13 protein-coding genes, 1 tRNA gene and 1 rRNA gene are annotated in these 18,435 nt (G+C 31.9%); 6 read left to right on the forward strand and 9 right to left on the reverse strand.

Annotated elements, in window-relative coordinates; genetic code table 11:
- Positions 1-369, reverse strand: a 16S ribosomal RNA gene (locus tag B4J88_RS08080); the annotation flags it as partial.
- Positions 370-1,187: 818 nt separating this feature from the next.
- Between B4J88_RS08080 and B4J88_RS08085 the strand changes: the two genes are divergently transcribed.
- Positions 1,188-2,117, forward strand: a complete 930-nt coding sequence (locus B4J88_RS08085) for a glutaminase (protein WP_291067191.1) — start codon at positions 1,188-1,190, stop codon at positions 2,115-2,117.
- On the opposite strand, the gene cmk is transcribed toward B4J88_RS08085, so the two are convergent.
- Both cmk and porQ read right to left on the reverse strand, forming a co-directional pair.
- The gene (cmk, locus tag B4J88_RS08090) at positions 2,107-2,793 is read right to left on the reverse strand and encodes a (d)CMP kinase (RefSeq protein ID WP_125350732.1); all 687 of its coding nucleotides are present in this window, start codon (positions 2,791-2,793) and stop codon (positions 2,107-2,109) included. The two genes, B4J88_RS08085 and cmk, sit on opposite strands and share 11 nt — an antisense overlap.
- A 51-nt stretch (positions 2,794-2,844) precedes the next feature.
- Positions 2,845-3,870, reverse strand: a complete 1,026-nt coding sequence (gene porQ, locus B4J88_RS08095; RefSeq protein WP_291046386.1) for a type IX secretion system protein PorQ — start codon at positions 3,868-3,870, stop codon at positions 2,845-2,847.
- Between the two features lie 117 nt (positions 3,871-3,987).
- On the opposite strand from porQ, the gene B4J88_RS08100 reads away from it, so the two are divergent.
- Positions 3,988-6,258: a DUF2339 domain-containing protein gene (locus B4J88_RS08100; RefSeq protein WP_291067193.1), complete on the forward strand. Its 2,271-nt coding sequence runs from the start codon at positions 3,988-3,990 to the stop codon at positions 6,256-6,258.
- 15 nt (positions 6,259-6,273) lie between these two features.
- On the opposite strand, the gene B4J88_RS08105 is transcribed toward B4J88_RS08100, so the two are convergent.
- Positions 6,274-7,569 carry a mechanosensitive ion channel family protein gene (locus tag B4J88_RS08105; RefSeq protein ID WP_291067195.1) on the reverse strand — a complete coding sequence of 432 codons (1,296 nt, stop codon included), beginning with the start codon at positions 7,567-7,569 and terminating at the stop codon, positions 6,274-6,276.
- 159 nt (positions 7,570-7,728) lie between these two features.
- On the opposite strand from B4J88_RS08105, the gene zupT reads away from it, so the two are divergent.
- Positions 7,729-8,511 carry a zinc transporter ZupT gene (zupT, locus tag B4J88_RS08110; protein ID WP_115002203.1) on the forward strand — a complete coding sequence of 261 codons (783 nt, stop codon included), beginning with the start codon at positions 7,729-7,731 and terminating at the stop codon, positions 8,509-8,511.
- A gap of 153 nt (positions 8,512-8,664) precedes the next feature.
- A complete protein-coding gene (locus tag B4J88_RS08115) occupies positions 8,665-8,988 on the forward strand; it encodes a hypothetical protein (RefSeq protein ID WP_115002202.1) in 324 nt (107 codons plus the stop codon).
- A gap of 37 nt (positions 8,989-9,025) precedes the next feature.
- Here B4J88_RS08115 and B4J88_RS08120 read toward each other — a convergent pair.
- Positions 9,026-9,106, reverse strand: a tRNA-Leu gene (locus B4J88_RS08120).
- A gap of 60 nt (positions 9,107-9,166) precedes the next feature.
- Complete coding sequence (locus tag B4J88_RS08125) at positions 9,167-9,949, reverse strand: MBL fold metallo-hydrolase (RefSeq protein ID WP_219034245.1); 783 nt, start codon at positions 9,947-9,949, stop codon at positions 9,167-9,169.
- A gap of 42 nt (positions 9,950-9,991) precedes the next feature.
- Between B4J88_RS08125 and B4J88_RS08130 the strand changes: the two genes are divergently transcribed.
- Positions 9,992-11,434 (forward strand): TonB-dependent receptor, encoded by a 1,443-nt coding sequence (locus B4J88_RS08130; protein ID WP_125350665.1) that lies wholly within the window; start codon positions 9,992-9,994, stop codon positions 11,432-11,434.
- A 252-nt stretch (positions 11,435-11,686) separates the two neighbouring features.
- Here the strand turns inward: B4J88_RS08130 and B4J88_RS08135 are convergent, their stop codons facing one another.
- The 3 genes from B4J88_RS08135 to scpA form a co-directional block, all read right to left on the reverse strand.
- Entirely contained in the window at positions 11,687-14,428 is a 2,742-nt protein-coding gene (locus tag B4J88_RS08135) for an outer membrane beta-barrel protein (protein ID WP_291067198.1), read from the reverse strand.
- 59 nt (positions 14,429-14,487) lie between these two features.
- Positions 14,488-14,997, reverse strand: coding sequence for a hypothetical protein (locus tag B4J88_RS08140; RefSeq protein ID WP_291067200.1), 510 nt, complete (start codon positions 14,995-14,997; stop codon positions 14,488-14,490).
- 76 nt (positions 14,998-15,073) lie between these two features.
- Positions 15,074-17,206: a methylmalonyl-CoA mutase gene (scpA, locus tag B4J88_RS08145; protein WP_291067202.1), complete on the reverse strand. Its 2,133-nt coding sequence runs from the start codon at positions 17,204-17,206 to the stop codon at positions 15,074-15,076.
- A gap of 173 nt (positions 17,207-17,379) precedes the next feature.
- On the opposite strand from scpA, the gene B4J88_RS08150 reads away from it, so the two are divergent.
- Positions 17,380-18,423, forward strand: a complete 1,044-nt coding sequence (locus B4J88_RS08150; protein WP_219034248.1) for a hypothetical protein — start codon at positions 17,380-17,382, stop codon at positions 18,421-18,423.
- Positions 18,424-18,435: the final 12 nt, after the last annotated feature.

Below are 18,435 nucleotides of genomic sequence, written 5' to 3' on the forward strand. Positions count from 1 at the left end.
AGGTTCCTATACTCCTCCCTTCTGCCTCCCAGAGGTGTCTGGTCCGGGTCTCATTACCAGTGTGGGGGTTCACCCTCTCAGTCCCCCTGAAACGCGTCGTCTTGTGGTGCCGTTACCTCACCAACTAACTAATCTGACGCATGCCTATCCTACTGCGATAAATCATTCAAAAATTCATGATGCCATATTTTCTATTATAGAGTATTAATCCTCCTTTCGAATGGCTATCCTTTTCAGTAGTGCAAGTTGCATACTCGTTACGCACCCTTGTGCCGGTCTCTAGTTAGCAAGCTAACTATACCCCTCGGCTTGCATGTGTTAAGCCTCCCGCTAGCGTTCATCCTGAGCCAGGATCAAACTCTCCATTGTAAATAATTTTGTTTGAAGCGTTAGCTTCTGTTTTTTACAACTTCGAATTTCCTATAGCTCCATTATTCAAGGATTGACTTCGTTTTATTCGGCTATTTTTCCTTCTGTATATTTTATAATTTCAAATGAACTTCTCATCTTAGCAAACCCTCTCGGCATTTGCGGTTGCAAAGGTAATACTTATTTTTTAACTAACAAATTTTATTTCGAAAATTTTTAAAGTTTTTATTTCAACAAGTCAATTTACTTCGCAGCAAAATCACTCTCGTTATTTGCGGTCGCAAAGGTAAAACTTATTTCTAAACTCGCAAATTTATTTTTAAATAATTTTTGTCGCTATATAAGTCCCTATGTCAATTTCAATACTACTCGTCTTTCGTATTGAGGTTGCAAATATACGCCTGCATTATTCGTTTTTCCAAACCAACTTTACATTTATTTTACATTCTTCTCTTAAGTGATTGGTATGATGGGAAATATTTTTTGAAATGTTTAGATATGAGAACTGAGATATTAGATTTTTGACGAGAAAAGCTCTTTTTATAGCACAAAATTATAACGAGATAGATTTCTCGACAAGCTCGAAAGGACAGGAAAATTAAACTTGTTAATTACTCAAGAATACCTTTTAAACTCATAAAATGATTAGACGTTTTGCTTTTCTTTTGTTCAAGAAAAGCAAAATGGATACTTTTGAAGGAACTATTCGGGAGGAATTGTCTCAAAGCGAAAATGGTTTATTCAAAAAAATAAATAAATTTTTAATTTTGTTTAACATGTAAAATAGATTTACATTCATACTATATATAATATGCGCGATGATTTCGAAAGAAAAAGAATATTTTGAGATAATAAATAACATTTACCTAAAAGTAATTGAAGAAGAGAATTTGGGAGAAACAGCTAACTATATACCTGAATTATCTAAAATAGACGGTGAGAAATTTGGAGTTTCTTTATTGTTTACGGATCAACTTCAGTTTGGATTTGGTGATTGTGAAGAAAAATTCTCGATTCAAAGTATTTCAAAAGTATTGCTTTTGGCTTTAGTTTATAGAGAAATTGGCGAGAAAATTTGGGAAAGAGTTGATGTAGAACCTTCGGGAACGCCATTTAATTCATTATTGCAATTAGAAACTGACAAAGGAATTCCTAGAAATCCATTTATCAATTCGGGCGCTTTAGTAGTTTGCGACATCTTAATTGGTATTTGCGATAATCCGAAAGCATATTTTTTAAATTTTATCAAAAAGGTTTCTGGTAATTATTCTATTCAATATTCTGATAAAATTGCAAAAAGTGAGTTTTCTACCGCTTATCGTAATACAGCTTTGACAAATTTTATAAAATCGTTGGGCAACATTCATAATTCTCCAGAAGATGTTCTGGATTTGTATGTTTATATCTGCTCGATTGAAATGTCGTGTATGGAGTTGAGTAAAACTTTTTCTTTTTTGGCTAATAAAGGAAAAAACTTATTTGATGATTATCAAGTTTTAAACATTAGTCAAACAAAACGAATCAACGCTATTATGCAAACTTGCGGTTTCTATGATGAATCTGGTGAATTTGCTTTTCGTGTTGGATTACCTGGAAAAAGTGGTGTTGGCGGAGGAATTGTTGCAATTATGCCCAAATATTACATTGTTTCAGTTTGGAGTCCTAAATTAAACTTAAAAGGAAACTCCTACCGAGGAATGAAATTTCTGGAAGAATTTACAACCGCAACAGAGGATTCTATTTTTTAGAATTGATAATCTCCATCACTTTATTCACCGTTTCTTCTAAATTCATGTTCGAATTATCAACTTCTATTGCATCATCTGCTTTACGAAGTGGTGAATATTCGCGATGAGAATCGATATAATCTCTTTCGTTCACATTTTTTAGAACCTCATCTAATGGAATATTTTTCCCTTGTTGTTGATATTCTAAAAAGCGACGTTGCGCACGAACTTCTGGTGAAGCTGTAACAAAAATTTTGATATCTGCATTTGGAAAAACTGTTGTCCCAATATCGCGACCATCCATCACAATACCTCCTTTTTCTCCCATTTGCTGTTGAAGCGCTACACAATAATCGCGAACAGCAGGAATCTCAGAAATTGGACTAACCATTTTAGAAACTTCCATCGTACGAATATCAGCTTCTACATTTTCACCATTCAAAAAGGTAAGATTCTTTTGAGTTATAAGATCTTGTTTAAATTCTATCTTAATGTCAGATAAATTGATTATTAATGCTTGCTCATCAATTTTATTATCGACAATATACTGATGTTGAAATGCATACAAAGTCACAGCGCGATACATTGCGCCACTGTCAATATGTGTATAACCAAGATTTCTTGCAATAATTTTTGACATCGAACTTTTTCCTGTAGAAGAATATCCGTCGATTGCAATAATTAAATTTTCTTTCATCTATATAGAATTGAAGACAAAGATAAGATTTTATAGTTGTTTGAAAAGTTTTTATAACCAAGGATTACTTCTCCAATAATCTCGACCTTGAATAATTCGGTCTAAATTGAGAATCAAACCAAAGTGATTAGAACCTCCAGATTTGTGGTAATTCGCATGACTAAACTCGAATCGAAAAGCATTTATACGGATTCCAAAACCATACGTTAAACCAGATAAAGAGCGAATTCCTTCGGCTGCTAATTCATTTCCACGTTTGAAATTATAACCTAAACGCATATTAAAATCTGATTCTGGAAATAATTCTGCTCCAACCGAAAGGTGATCAATCATTTTTCTTCCAGCAGAAACTTCTTGTCCGTTTTTATTATAAGGTTGGGAAATATCAAACTTCTGTAAATCGTGCAAAGAAAACGTAAATTCTAACGGAACATGTTCTAATCGATGAGAAATTCCCAAATTAACTTGCGTTGGCATGTCTTCTTTTTTGCCATTATACGTTTGAATTTGTTGACCGATATTGCGCACAACCAACGAAACATTGATATTTTTATCGAAATCGTGGTACGAAAGACCTATATCTCCAGCAATTGCCGAGGATTTATATGATTCTATTGTAGAATTAATGTATTTTAAATTTGCTCCTACTGTCCAATAATCGCCCAAAACACGTGCATAACCAACTGTAATTGCGGCATCATTTGCTTTGAAATTCCCTGTCACATTTCCATTTTCGTCAGTTCCAATTAATTTTCCGTAATCAACATATTGACCATGAACAGAAACAAAATTTTCTTGATCGATTTCATAAACCGTCGAAAATGTTCCGAAATCTACATCCGCAATATAATTGACGTAATTGATTCCAAATTGACCATGCATTTCTCGGTTCATCAAGGCCGGATTCCATAAAGCAGAATTGGGGTCAGCATCCCAAGAAGTTGCTGCATTTCCTCCCAAAGCCGCTTGACGTGGAGAAGTTGTAATGTTCAAAAACTCGTAAACACGCGTTCCATCTTGCGCAAAAATCGAAGTCGATAGCGCGATAAACAATAATGTACTTAGCTTTTTAAACATTTAGCAAAAATAAAGATTTTGTAGAATAACGAAAACAGAATGATTTTGGTATATGCAAAACAAAATTTTAGGCTTTCTGAAAAAAAGCTTAACTTCAATTTACCTAAAAAACACTTTATGGAATTTTTAATTGCCATTATTATATTCGTATTGATTGTTATTTTGTTTAATAAAGTTTCGAAACTAAAAAAACAACTTGATTATCAAGAAACTAAACTAAAGCATTTGCAAGAGCAATTGAATGCGAAAGAAATTAAAACTGAATCAAAACCAATTGTTGAGCAACCAAAAATAGTTGAAGAGAAAAAAATTGAACCTCAACCAGAAGTTGTTTCCTATCATAAAGTTGAAATGCCAAAAGGTATTTTTGACAAAATCCCACCAAAACAAACAACTGAAAGTAGTTTTGATAAAAATCTAAACAGCGCAATTGCATTTATTAAAGACAATTTCTTGACGATTTTCGGAATTGTAACCTTAGTTCTAGGAATTGCTTATTTCGTAAAATATGCAATTGATCAAAATTGGATCAACGAAACTTTCCGAGTAATGATTGGAATTGGAGTTGGTTTAGGAATTATTGGAATTGCTCATTTTATTCGGAAAAATTTTGAAATCTTTTCTTCCATCTTAATCGGTGGCGGATTAACCGTTTTATATTTCACCTTAACCATCGCCTTCCGAGAATATCATTTACTTTCTCAGAATACCACTTTTGGATTATTAACAATTGTAACGATTTTCTCTATCGTGATGGCAATGTTATATAATCGACAAGTTTTAGCCATTTTTTCGATTATTGGTGGTTTTACCGCTCCATTGATGATTAGTACAGGCGAAAGCAATTTTGTATTTCTGTTTGGTTATTTAACGATTCTAAACTTGAGTATGCTGTACATGGCTTGGCGAAAAGATTGGCAAGTTATTTCGTTTATCGCATTTGGCTTTACCTTTATATATAGTATCGCTTGGATCGACAATTCTAAAACCTCAACGCAATATCTTTTCTTTGGCTTGCTTTACGTTATTTTCACTATTACAAGTTTAATTAACTACATCAAAAAAGGAGAATTTTCGGTTTGGAATTGCCTTTTACTAATTTTCAATACCATTTTATCAACCATTTTAATTTCTTCGGTTTATTATTTTATTGTTGGAAATAATAATGGTTTAATGGCTTTCATATTTGGATTGATAAACGCTTTCGGTGCATTTTACATCTACAAAACATCTAAAAATAATTTATTACAAAATACCTTAATCGGTTTGAGTATTGCGCTTATCACAACTGCAATTGCCTTACAATTTAAAGCAAATGTCGTCTCGATTTGTTTCTCGATTGAATCAACCTTGTTACTGTTTCTTTGGAAAAAAAGTAAAGAAAACATTTTCAAAGTCTTTTTCATTGCGATGTTTCCATTTTTATTGATTGCTTTATGCGTCAATTGGTTTGATTATATCAATATTGAAAAACATTTAGTCGTAATTTTCAATCACGTTTTCATCACAAGTTTTATTGCATTAATTTGTTCTATTGCGAATATATATTTGATGAAAGATTTCGAAACCGAAGAACAATTTTTAGGTTTCAAGCTCAATCATTCCAAATTTATTTTCATCTCAACATCACTTTTATTGATGTACACAGGAATTTTGTTCGAATTAATTTACCAAATCGAACCTTATTTCAACTTTATGATGATTGTAAGTTATGTATTGATTTATACATTATTCTTTATTGCATTTGTTTTAGCGCAGCGCGAAAAACTAAATTTAGGAAATGCTTTGCAACTTGTTTTACAAATTTCTGCGGCTTTTTGCATTCTATTTTTACCAATGTTTGCCGAAATTCCGTTGTTACCAAGCAAAACAAATTACAACATCGGTAGTTATTTTCTTTATTTGAGTTATCTCATTCCGACCGCTTACATTATTTATTTAGTTGTAAAAAGTAGCGATTTCCAAAGCTCCAAAGCAAAACAAATCATCAGCATGTTTGTCTTGGTTTATGTGATTAGTTTCGAGAAATACAATGGTTTTATGTTAATAACACTCGACGAAAGTTCATCTAATTTTTCGCATCAAGCCGATATTTTCCGAATGATATTATTGCCAATTATTTGGGCAGTTTTAGGATTTGTATTGATTTATTTCGGATTAAGAAAACAACTGAAAGGTTTTCCTATTGTTGGAATTATATTATTTGGATTGATTATTCTAAAATTATATTTCGTTGATGTTTGGGAAATGAGCAATATTTTCAGAATAATATCTTTTATTGTTTTAGGAATTTTAATCTTATTAACTTCTTTTATGTATCAAAAACTAAAAAATTTGATGGTTAATTTGATGGAAAAACCGAGCGAAAACAAAGAAGCTGAACAATAATGTTCAGCTTCTTTGTTAATTATTTCTTTTCAATGCTTCAGCAATTACACGCATATCATCCGAAGAAGGTGACTCGAAAATCTCTAAATGGAAATATGGAACAACCGCAATAATATGATCGAAAATATCAGCCATAATCACTTCATATTCGTTCCAAACCGTTGTATTCGTAAACATAAATAGTTCAATTGGTAAACCGTGTTCGGTTGGTTGAAGTTGTCGAACCTCGAACATCAAATCTGTTCTAATTTTTGGACTATTATAGGTATATGTCTTGATATATTGTCGAAAAAGACCAATATTCGTCATTCGTCTTCCATTCGCCAAAATCGTTGGATCAACTTTATTCGATACATTATATTGATTGATTTCGTTCGTTCTATCCACAATAAAATCGTGTAACATGCGGATTTTTTTCAATTCTTCAATTTCTTCTTCTGTCAAAAATCGAATCGAATTCATTTTAATATTTATCGAACGTTTAATGCGGCGTCCACCAGCATTTTGCATACCGCGATAATTACGAAACGAATCTGAAACTAAAGCATACGTCGGAATTGTTGTAATTGTTTTATCAAAATTCTGAACTTTTACCGTTCCTAAATTAATTTCGGTAACTGTTCCATCTGCGCCATATTTCGTCATCTCAATCCAATCACCCACGCGCACCATATCATTCATCGAAACCTGAATACTTGCCACAAAACCTAATATCGAATCTTTAAAAACCAACATCAAAACCGCCGAAGCCGCTCCCAAAGAAACCAAAAATGTAATAGGCGATTTTCCTGTCGCAATCGAAAAAATTAGAATTCCGCAAACAAAGAAAACTAAAATATTCATCACTTGCAGATAACTATCAATTGGTTTATCCGAAAAAGATTTATTACCTCGAAGAAAATCCCTGAACGTTTTAAAAATTGCATTAAACAACAATCCAACAGCAATTACCAATGCAATATCTGTAATTTGCATCGCAATTTTGATCCAATTAGGAAATCCTTTGAAGATAAGTGGGATCGATTCTTTGGCGACAATTACAGGAACAATATGTGTTGCGAATTGTAAAACCCTGTTCTTGATTAATAAATCGTCAATCTTTGTTTTACTTTTTGCAATAAAGTTTGTTAAAACAAGTAATAGCACTTTTCGCAATAAAAAATCGATCGCATACAATATAATAACTAACAAAATTGATAGAACAATTGTTGTCATTATTGTGGTAGAATAACTCGAAAGTCCCAATTTGGCAATCATTTCGAGCATTGAGCGATACACATCGCTTTGAATATTTTCGTCTAAAAGTTCCATCTGAATAAAAACTAATAGAACAAAAATAAGTTTATCCTTTTCATAATTTACAACAACTGATAAATTACATTGAAATTTGTTGGTTTCTTAATTTATCTTGGTTCAAAACAATGAAAAGATTATATTTGTTAGATTAATCTAACTTATTTATTAAAATTAATGTTTTCAAATCCGCTAATATTTGCTTTTAGTTTAACCTTTCTTGCCGGAATCAGCACTGGAATAGGAAGTCTTTTATGTTTATTGTACAAAAAATTCAATCCAAAATTCTTAGGCGTAATGTTGGGAATTTCTGCTGGTGTAATGCTTTATGTCTCTTTTGTAGAAATTTTAACAAAAGCTAAATTATCATTATTAAGTGTTTTTGGAGAAAAATTAGGTTACACTTATACATTATTGGGATTTTTTGCAGGAATTTTAATCATCATTTTAATCGATAAAATATTGCCTCATCATCATTGCGATGAAAATAAAACAGAGACAAACGATCAGAAATTATTGCGTTTAGGTTTGTTTTCTGCTTTAGCTTTATCAATTCATAATTTCCCTGAAGGATTAGCAACTTTTTTGTCAGCATTAGAAAATCCAACTTACGGAATTTCTATTGCATCTGCCATCGCCATTCATAATATTCCAGAAGGAATTGCTGTTGCAATCCCTATTTATTACGCTACAAAAAATAGAAAAAAAGCATTTCTATACTCTTTTTTATCAGGATTAACAGAACCTATTGGCGCATTAATTGGCTATTTTGTATTGTTACAATTTTTTGATGAATCAATTTTCGGGGCAATTTTCGCGAGCGTCGCAGGGATGATGGTTTATATTTCGATCAATGAATTAATTCCGACGGCAAACGAATACGCTGGAAAAAAATTATCAACTTACGGAATTGTAATCGGTATGTTTGTAATGGCGGTTAGTCTTGTACTTTTTATGTAAAAACAAAAAAACTTCCCGAAAAGAGAAGTAATTTTGAGAAATGATATAAATTAACACATGAGGATTTTGTTACTGCAAATGTATACAGTAAATAAAACTCAAAGCTTAACAGAATATCATTAGATTGTTAAGCGAAGATTAAATAGAAAGATTATGAAAAATATAGTTTTACTTTTTTGCTTTACTATCATTTATAGTTGTTCGTCATCTTCAGATTTTCACAACATAAATGATCACATTGAAGATGGAAAATATTGTGCGAATGTCAAGGTTATAACGAACAAATCAACCAAGACATATCGATTAACTATAACTGCGAAAAATAATTATTTACATAAAATTGATTGGCCAAATGGTGGTTGGCTGGATAATACACATTACAAACTTCCTGAGTTTTATGAAAATGAAGCTACTTTTATAGATGATAGAGCCCGAAAATTTGAAGTAAAAATTATACAAGAAGGAGAATGTAAATAAAAAAAGCTCGAAACTAATGTTTCGAGCTTTTGCTTAGTACTCGGAGTGGGAATCGAACCCACACTCCAAAGGAACACGAGTTTGAGTCGTGCGCGTCTACCAATTCCGCCATCCGAGCCTTTATGGACTGCAAATATAATGTTAGTTTATTTATTTTTCCAACTATTTTTTAAACTTTTTACAGAATTATTTCTAACGTATCGTAAGCCAAATGTTTACCTTTTGGTAATTTTTCCTCTACTTCATCATGAAATCCCAAATGATGCGAAATATGTGTAAAATATGTCTGCTTTGCGCCTATTAAATCCGAGTATCGTATTGCTTCATCTAATAATATATGCGAAAAATGTTCTTGTTCTACTCGCAGCGCACTAATGATTAAAACTTCTACTCCTCGTAATTTTTCAAGAGATTCTGTTGGAATCGTTTTTACATCCGTCAAATAAGCAATTTTATCATCAATTAAATATCCCAAAATAGGCAAGGGTCCGTGTAGAACTTTAATTGGTTCAATCGTAAATCCAGCAACCGAAAATTTTTCATCTTCTATAACATTCTCTATTACCGTTGGTACTCCAGGATATTTATGTTCAGCAAACATATATGGAAAACGATTATGTAATTCATCCAACACGCGTTTCAAACCATAGACATTCATATCCTCTCCAGATTTAAAAACAAGCGGGCGAATATCATCCAATCCTAAAACATGGTCATTATGCTCATGTGTATATAATATTCCATCTAACCTTTGCGCATTATAACGCAACATTTGTTGTCTAAAATCTGGTCCACTATCTATCGTAATAATCTTTCCATCCTTTTCTAACAACAAAGAAGAACGCAAACGTTTATCTTTTTGATTTGTTGACAAACATACCGGATGATCGCTACCAATAATCGGAATTCCTTGTGAAGTCCCTGTTCCTAAAAAATGTATTTTTATATTTGATTTAGCCATAATGATTTGGTAAATTTACCACAAACTATTTGAAATTAAAATATGGCATTAGAACAAGTTCTTACTCCTAAACAAAAAGCTTTAGAGATCAATTTGAATCCGAAAATATACGGTTCTTTTGCAGAAATTGGAGCAGGTCAAGAAACCGTTCGTTTTTTTTATCGCGCAGGTGCTGCTTCGGGTACTGTTGCAAAAGCGATGAGTGCTTATGACAAAGAAATGTCCGATTCTATATATGGTGTAGAAGAAAATCGTCGTTATGTGACACAAGCTCGCCTTAAAAAAATGTTGGATCATGAGATGGAATTGATGAAAGAGCGTCTAGTCCACGATCACTACAAAGAAAAAGCATTTTTCACCTACGCAAATACGGTAACAACAATTGATTATTCAAAGAAAAATGAAGGTCAAGGTTGGATAGGTTTACGTTTCAAGTTAAATGCAGAAGATGAAAAAGCAAACGAGATTATTTTTCATGTAAAATTCAAAGAAAATACGGCTCAATTGCAACAAGAAACTTTAGGTGTTTTGGGTGTTAATTTGATTTATGGCGCTTATTATTACTACGATAATCCCCGAAAATTAATAAAATCTTTATACGATACGTTGGATAAAGATCAATTAGAAATTGACATGATTAATTTCCGTGGACCACAATTCAAATATGTTGATAATCGATTGATGTCGCTTCAATTGGTTAAAAACGGAATGACGGATGTTGCGGTTTTCAATCCACAAGGAAAAAATATTTTACCTGCCGATTTATTATACAAAAAAAATATCTTCGCTGTTCGTGGCTCTTTCCGTCCTTTTATGAATGTAAATATGGATATGTTCAAAGGTGGTTTAGAAATTTTCAAACAAGAAGATGATGTTAGAACAGATAATACCGAAATTTTATTTGAGATTACGCTTTCTAACTTGATTGCTTCTGGTTTTGAAGGCGAATTGAATGAACGAGATTTTTTAGATCGCGCTGATATTATTGGTAGTTTAGGTTACAATGTTATCATTTCTAACTTTTCTGAATATTATAAATTAGTTGATTATTTCTCGAAATTTACTCGAAATCAAACCAAAGTTGGTTTAGCGATGGGTGTTAATAATTTGGTCGAAATTTTCAATGAGCAATATTATGCCGATTTACCTGGCGGAATTATGGAAGCTTTCGGAAAATTATTCAAGAAAAATGTAAAAGTTTATTTGTATCCATATTTAGACAAAGAAAAAGATATTTTGTTGACGTCGAAAAATCTACAAGTAAGTGATAGCGTGCACGAATTGTACAAATATTTCTTGTATAACGGAAGAATTCAAGATATTTTGAATTACAACAGAAGTTATTTAGATTCTTATTCGCGTCGAATTTTAGAAAAAATTGCAAATGCTGAGCAAGATTGGGAAAATGAATGTCCAGAAGGTGTTGCAGACATGATCAAAGATCGTGGAATGTTTGGCTATAAATTGAAATATATTTTAGAATAAATTATTCGTAATATCAATCTGAATTCGTTTCATTCTCATCATAAACAATATGTGATGTTGAAATAAATTCAACATGACAAACCAAAACCAACGAAAGGAAGAGTAATTTCGATATCAGAATTTGATAAAACTGAGAATGAATATTATCAAAAAATACAAGAAAATATCAACAAAAAAACAGGAGTTGATAAAGATGATTAACAAAAAAACGGCTCAATTTTGAGCCGTTTTTTTGTTATTTTACTACTGCATTTACATTCTTCGCATTCCACCGCTTTCTCTTGGTCGGTCTCCATCTTCACCTTTTGTAGATTTTCCACCAAACTGATTTAAGTTGAATGTTAACGAGAACATCACAAAACGAGTCAGAATATTATTGCGTTGATCGATTGTTGATTCTGCTGTAATTGTACGCGTATAACTGTTATTTTGATTCAATAAATCGTAAACTTTAACACCAGCCTCCAATTTATCATCGAAGAAACGATACATCAAACTTGTATTCCACAAAAAGAAATCACGCTTGAAACCTGCTGCCATTCTCGAGTTATAATTGTAACTGAAATCATTTGTCCAAGTCAAATTTTTAGGAAAAGTAGAAATAGTTTTAATTCCGAAATTGTGCGTAATATTATTTTGATTATCAATTGAGTAATTGACATATTTAGAATTTGTAAAGTTCAAACGATAAGAAGGTGAAATTGTCAAATAATCACCATAATCCCAATTTAATCTCAATGTAGGTGATAAAGTTGTATTGTATTGCTCATATTTCACCGCATCTCTAAAACCTTGCGTTAAAGCATAACTCGCAGACATTCCTACATTTACTCTAAATTTATTGATCCCTTTTTGATATTGTTTATTAAAGAAAAAGTTACCATTCAGACGATAATTTCCTTTTACATTTTCATACGTTGTAGTTCGTTTATAAATCGAATAATCCATTTCGGTGTAATTAACAATATTTGATTCGTTGTACGTATAACCTAAGTTAGCATTAAATCCTTGACGAGTTTTACGATCAAAATTGCTAAACATCAAATTGATTCGATGTGCTTTATTGGGATCAAGATCTGGATTACCTTTGAAAACATCTAACGGATCAGTTTCGTCTAAAATTGGTAAAACTTGTGATGTCGAAGCCAAACTTGTCTGATAATTATACATTAAGGAAAGTGAGTTGTTTCCGTTTTGATAACGAATATTTCCCGAAATATCTGGTAAAGTTTTGTTTTGAGTTGAGCTGTAATCATCTGCTTTAAACGTTCCAAAATTTTGTTGATTGTAGATGTTTGCACCAAAACGAACTGTTGCCGAAATTTTATTTTTGTTCAATAATAATTGAGCATACGGATTAAATTCATTCAATTTGGTTGAATAAAAACGCGTCAAATCATTGTTCAAATTGTCATATTCTCCCGTTACATCATTATAATTCCACGTTCTATTATTGGTTTCAGAATCAGTTAAATTATAAGCAGAACCAACGGCGATTTTCAAAGAATCTGTAATTGGATACGTATATTTTACATCAAAATTGTATTGATTATTTTTCGAAATATTTTTCTCATTGATGTTTCTATAAATATCCGCAATAGAATCATTTGTATATAAAGTTGTCGAATTGATGAACGAATTTCGATCTGTTTTACCAATCGAAATACTTGAATTAAAGTCTAAATAAGATTTATTTTTGAATTTTTGATTAAGTGATAATAATGTATTAAATGTATTCGAGTTCGATTTTCCATTTGAAGTTTGATTCATTTGATTTCTCAAATCACCCAAATCTGAATATGTTTTACTATCCGAAATTGATGAATTTGTAGACGAAGAATTACTAAACGATGGATAAAAATAAATTTTTGTATTGTTTTTCGTCCATTCTAAATTTGTTCCAAAATTATGACCATACGTTTCACTTTTAGTTTTAGAATTCGCATCAGAAGTATAAATATTTTTTGGAGCAAAATTTTCGATGTGTTTATATTGATCATTTTTTGAAAACGAATGATTTAAACGATAATCAGCTCCAATTTTCAAATTATCATTTAATTGATCGCTATAATTCAATCCAATCGAAGTATTTGTCGTTACACCATCAGAACCTCTTCTTCCCATTCCACCACGACCACGCGAACCTTCACCGCTTGTCATTCCAGAAGCTGCAATATCCGTCGAAGACCCAATCAAACTAATTTTCTTTTTACCTTTAAAATAGTTCGCCATCAAATTGCCTTCGTAATGATTATCCGTTCCATAACCCGCTGTTGCTTTCAGCATATAACCTTTCTTTTTATCTTCTTTCAAGGTAATATTTAGCGAAGATTTATCCGATTTAGAACGTTCCCCAGAGAATTTTTCATTTTTCGTTTTATAATCCGAAACCTGAATTTTTTTGATAATATCTGCAGGTAAATTTTCTAACGCAACTTTTCCATCCGTTCCAAAAAATGGTTCACCATCAATCAAAATCTCATTAACATCTTTTCCATTTACCGTAATATTTCCGCTGTCATCCATCTCAAAACCTGGTAATTCTCTCAACAAAGCTTCCAAATTTGCATTCGGTTTTACTTTGTAAGAATCAGCATTATACTCGATTGTATCTTGTTTTACAACAATAGGTTCCACATTTGTTACCACAACCTCATCTAAATCATAAATCATCGGATTAATGATAATTGTTCCAAGATCAATATTGTTTTTGATGGATTCGAAACTTTGTTTGAAAACGCCTTCTAAAGGATCATCAATGATTAAATAAACAGGTTTATCTTGTAGATTAACTTCAATTTTGAACGTACCATCATCATTTGTAGATGTAGTAGAAATTTGTGCAGAATCGGCTTTGTTGCCTAAAATAACTTCAGAATCAGTTAAAGGAAAATTAAGCACATCCGTTACTTTTCCCGTAATTGTGACTTTTTCTTGTCCAAAAGAAAAAATCGTAATCAAACTAAAAAGAAATGACAGAATATATTTTGTCATGAGATGAATTGGTTTCTTCATCTGTTAGACATCAAATTTTGAGCAAAGTTTAATTTTGATTAAAGTTTTTTCCAACTTTTATCCGAAATTTTATTTAGATCAATTTCAGAAGTTGTGATAAAAAGAGGTGTAATTTCTACAATTCGCTTTACCTGAGTTGTTTTTAGGTTAGATTCTGGACAAAAAGTTTCGATTAAAACAATTTTTTCTGAATCAGAAGAATTGGATTTATAAAGCGTTTTTTGAATTTTTTTATCAATTTTCCAATTTGTACAACTTCCGATACTATAATATTCGAAAATTAAAAGAGGAAGAAATCCGAAGATAATTCCAAAGATAAATTTCATCACATTCATAAAATTCCATCCGTCTTTCTTTTTGATTGAAAGTAGAAAAAGCACATAAATACTAACTGCGGCAGCAAATGTTAAAAGCTTTGGAAATAGTTTCGCAAAGTCATGATTCGCGAATTCTAAACTGATAAAATCTCCAATCAGAAAGTATCCAATAAACCATATAATAAAAATTGTACAGATGATTAAGATAATATTTCGAAGAGTTTTATTCATTTCGCTTTAAGGTTTGTGTGGTATAAATATAAAAATATTCCTGTCAATAGACAGGAATACTCATACTAAAATAGATTTATTTATAAGATTTCAATAAATTCTCTAAAATTTCGCAGGCACATTCAGCCAAGTTTGTCCCTGGACCAAAGATTGCATCTGCACCATTTTGATAAAGATAATCATAATCTTGACGCGGAATAACACCTCCGACTACGATATAAACATCATCTCTACCTAATTCTTTCAATTGTTTCACAACTTCCGGAACCAATGTTTTGTGACCTGCTGCCAAAGAAGAAATTCCTAAAATATGAACATCATTCTCTACAGCTTGTTTCGCAACTTCTGCTGGCGTTTGGAACAAAGGAGAAATATCCACATCAAATCCCATATCCGCAAAAGATGTTGCAACGACTTTCGCACCACGATCGTGACCGTCTTGTCCCATTTTTGCCACCATAATACGAGGGCGACGTCCGTCTTCTTCTGCAAACTCATCAGCTAAATTACGAGCTTCCTCAAATTTATTCATTTTACCTGCTTCCATAGCATAAACTCCTTGAATTCCTCTTGTAATCGCTTTGTGACGACCAAAAACGGCTTCTAATGCATCAGAAATTTCACCTAACGTAACACGACGACGAGCCGCTTCGATAGATAATTCTAATAAATTTCCTTCGCCAGTTTCAGCAGCTTTTGTTAATTGCGCTAAAATATCTTGAACAGCTTCGCTATTACGCTCGGCCTTAATTTGATTTAATCGATCAATTTGTTTTTGACGAACAGCTGTGTTGTCAACTTCTAAAATTTCGAACTCTTGTTGTTCTATTTTCGAGCGATAAGCATTAACACCTACAATTGCAACTTCACCAGAATCAATTTTGGCTTGTTTTTTTGCAGCTGCTTCTTCAATACGCATTTTAGGAATTCCAGCTTCTATAGCTTGCGTCATTCCACCTAATTCACGAACTTCTTGAATATATTCCCACGCTTTATTTGCCATTTCATTTGTCAAAGATTCAATCATAAAACTTCCTCCAAAAGGATCAGCTGTTCTACAAATTTGAGTTTCTTCTTGTAAAATGATTTGTGTATTACGTGCAATACGCGCCGAAAAATCTGTTGGTAATGCAATTGCTTCGTCTAATGCATTGGTATGCAAAGATTGTGTTCCACCTAAAGCAGCAGCTAAGGCTTCGATCGCTGTACGACCAATATTGTTATAAGGTTCTTGCTCTGTTAAACTCCAACCAGAAGTCTGACAGTGTGTTCTCAACATTAATGATTTTTTATTTTGAGGCTCAAATTCTTGCATCAATTTTGCCCATAACATACGAGCAGCTCTCATTTTTGCAATTTCTTGAGGGAAATTCATTCCAATTGCCCAGAAAAATGATAAACGCGGAGCGAAGTCATCAACTTTCAATCCTGCTTCCAAACCAGTTTTTACATATTCGTAACCATCTGCAAGTGTATAAGCCATTTCCAAAACAGGTGTAGCTCCAGCTTCTTGCATGTGATAACCTGAAATAGAAATCGAATTGAAACGAGGAATTTTTTGAGAAGTATATTCGAAAATATCTGCAATAATTTTCATCGAAGGAGTTGGTGGATAAATGTATGTATTACGCACCATAAACTCTTTCAAAATATCATTCTGAATGGTACCAGAAAGTTGATCTTGTGAAATACCTTGTTCTTCTGCAGCTACAATGTAGAATGCTAAAATAGGAAGAACAGCTCCGTTCATTGTCATCGAAACCGAAATTTTATCCAATGGAATTTCATTGAACAAAATCTTCATATCTTCTACAGAATCAATCGCAACTCCAGCTTTACCTACATCTCCTACAACACGATCATGATCTGAGTCATAACCGCGGTGAGTAGCCAAATCAAAAGCAACTGAAAGTCCTTTCTGACCAGCAGCTAAATTTCTTTTGTAAAAAGCATTCGATTCTTCAGCAGTAGAAAAACCTGCATATTGGCGAATTGTCCAAGGCTGACGAACATACATTGTTGTATAAGGACCACGCAAATATGGTGCAACTCCGGGTAGAAAGTTAATCTGTTTCAGATCTTTTACATCATCGTAATTGTAATCACTTTTGACTTGTAAACTATCTAATTCAAATGACTCTATATATGATGGATTAGAATTTAGATTTCGTTTAAATCTTAAATTCGTAAAATCTGTTTTGTGATTCATCTTGCTAAGATAAATAATTATCCATTAGATTTTATAAAATCACCAATTTTTGAAACTGCTTTTTTCAACTTTTTGTCAACAAAAGTTGAAAAAACATTTTAATCGAGTTTTTTGGTAAAATTATTGATTTAATTTGATTATCAGTAAATTAAAAACACACAAAAGTAATTATTATGAAGTTAGATTTTAACAATAAAAACATTCCAGAGATTTTAAGTGAATTTCAGGATAAAAATACCTTTCAATGGCAAAATGATATTTTTGATTTGATGAAAAAGATCGATTCAAAAGAAGAAAAAGTTAATTTTCATTATTCGAGAGAAGATAATGTTTATGTATCGAATTTTGATCCTCGATTTGTAAATGAAACGTTTCATTCGTTAAATAATTTTTTAGGATTGAAAAAAGGAGATTCTACACTTTTAAGTTCATCGGTTTTAGAAAATGAAGGAGAAATTTCATTGGTTCAAGCCATAGAAGGAGGTTTTGATTTGTATTGTCATGAAGATTCGGATAAAGTGAAGATTCCATTAACAGACGAAAGTCAAGACGAAATAGGATACGCATTAAATTATGCTTATTTGACAAAGAAACAGATTGAAAATTCTTTTGAAGATTTGGCTAGAATCGAAAAAATTGCAATCGAAAGTGATGATTTGTCAAATGATTTGAAAAGTAAATTGAATGATCAAACGAAAACCAGTTTTTATCAAGTTTTTACCGCGAATGGATTTCCAATTGCAGTAAAAAAAATAGATGAAACAGATTATACAGTTTTAGATAAAATAGAACTTTCGGAAGATGAAAAAGGTAATTTAGTCTTGAATTCGCCTTACGAAAAAGAATCACTAAATTTATATAGACAGGCTGTTGTTTCGGATGATCAGAAAAAGTTTAGATGGATTTCTGGAAATGAATGTAAGTTGAATAGGAAAGATGTGGTGAATTTAGAATTGATTGAAGAAAAATTAAAACCATATATCGATTATAACTTTATTGTGATTGCTTTTCCGAAAAAAGGATCTACAGAAGATGTAATTTCTTTGGTAATAGAAAGTCGATTTGCAGAACATGTTGATATTCCAAAAAGTGAATTAGAACCTTATGAAGTTCCGCAACAAACATTTTTTATCGGAGATTTTCCGAAAAGTAATGATAAAGCTGCTATACGTGCAGAGTTAATTAGATTGCTGAAAGAATCCAATAAAAATAATTAACCCGTAGTGCAT

Source organism: Empedobacter sp. UBA5036, assembly GCF_002415215.1.
Taxonomy (GTDB): domain Bacteria; phylum Bacteroidota; class Bacteroidia; order Flavobacteriales; family Weeksellaceae; genus Empedobacter; species Empedobacter falsenii_B.

Coding starts and splice junctions, on each gene's coding strand:
- B4J88_RS08130 (WP_125350665.1), top strand. CDS start 9,992: ATGGCATTAGAACAAGTTCTTACTCCTAAACAAAAAGCTTTAGAGATC.
- B4J88_RS08140 (WP_291067200.1), bottom strand. CDS start 14,997: ATGAATAAAACTCTTCGAAATATTATCTTAATCATCTGTACAATTTTT.
- porQ (WP_291046386.1), bottom strand. CDS start 3,870: ATGTTTAAAAAGCTAAGTACATTATTGTTTATCGCGCTATCGACTTCG.
- B4J88_RS08125 (WP_219034245.1), bottom strand. CDS start 9,949: ATGGCTAAATCAAATATAAAAATACATTTTTTAGGAACAGGGACTTCA.
- cmk (WP_125350732.1), bottom strand. CDS start 2,793: ATGAAAGAAAATTTAATTATTGCAATCGACGGATATTCTTCTACAGGA.
- B4J88_RS08150 (WP_219034248.1), top strand. CDS start 17,380: ATGAAGTTAGATTTTAACAATAAAAACATTCCAGAGATTTTAAGTGAA.
- zupT (WP_115002203.1), top strand. CDS start 7,729: ATGTTTTCAAATCCGCTAATATTTGCTTTTAGTTTAACCTTTCTTGCC.
- B4J88_RS08105 (WP_291067195.1), bottom strand. CDS start 7,569: ATGGAACTTTTAGACGAAAATATTCAAAGCGATGTGTATCGCTCAATG.
- scpA (WP_291067202.1), bottom strand. CDS start 17,206: ATGAATCACAAAACAGATTTTACGAATTTAAGATTTAAACGAAATCTA.
- B4J88_RS08100 (WP_291067193.1), top strand. CDS start 3,988: ATGGAATTTTTAATTGCCATTATTATATTCGTATTGATTGTTATTTTG.
- B4J88_RS08135 (WP_291067198.1), bottom strand. CDS start 14,428: ATGACAAAATATATTCTGTCATTTCTTTTTAGTTTGATTACGATTTTT.
- B4J88_RS08115 (WP_115002202.1), top strand. CDS start 8,665: ATGAAAAATATAGTTTTACTTTTTTGCTTTACTATCATTTATAGTTGT.
- B4J88_RS08085 (WP_291067191.1), top strand. CDS start 1,188: ATGATTTCGAAAGAAAAAGAATATTTTGAGATAATAAATAACATTTAC.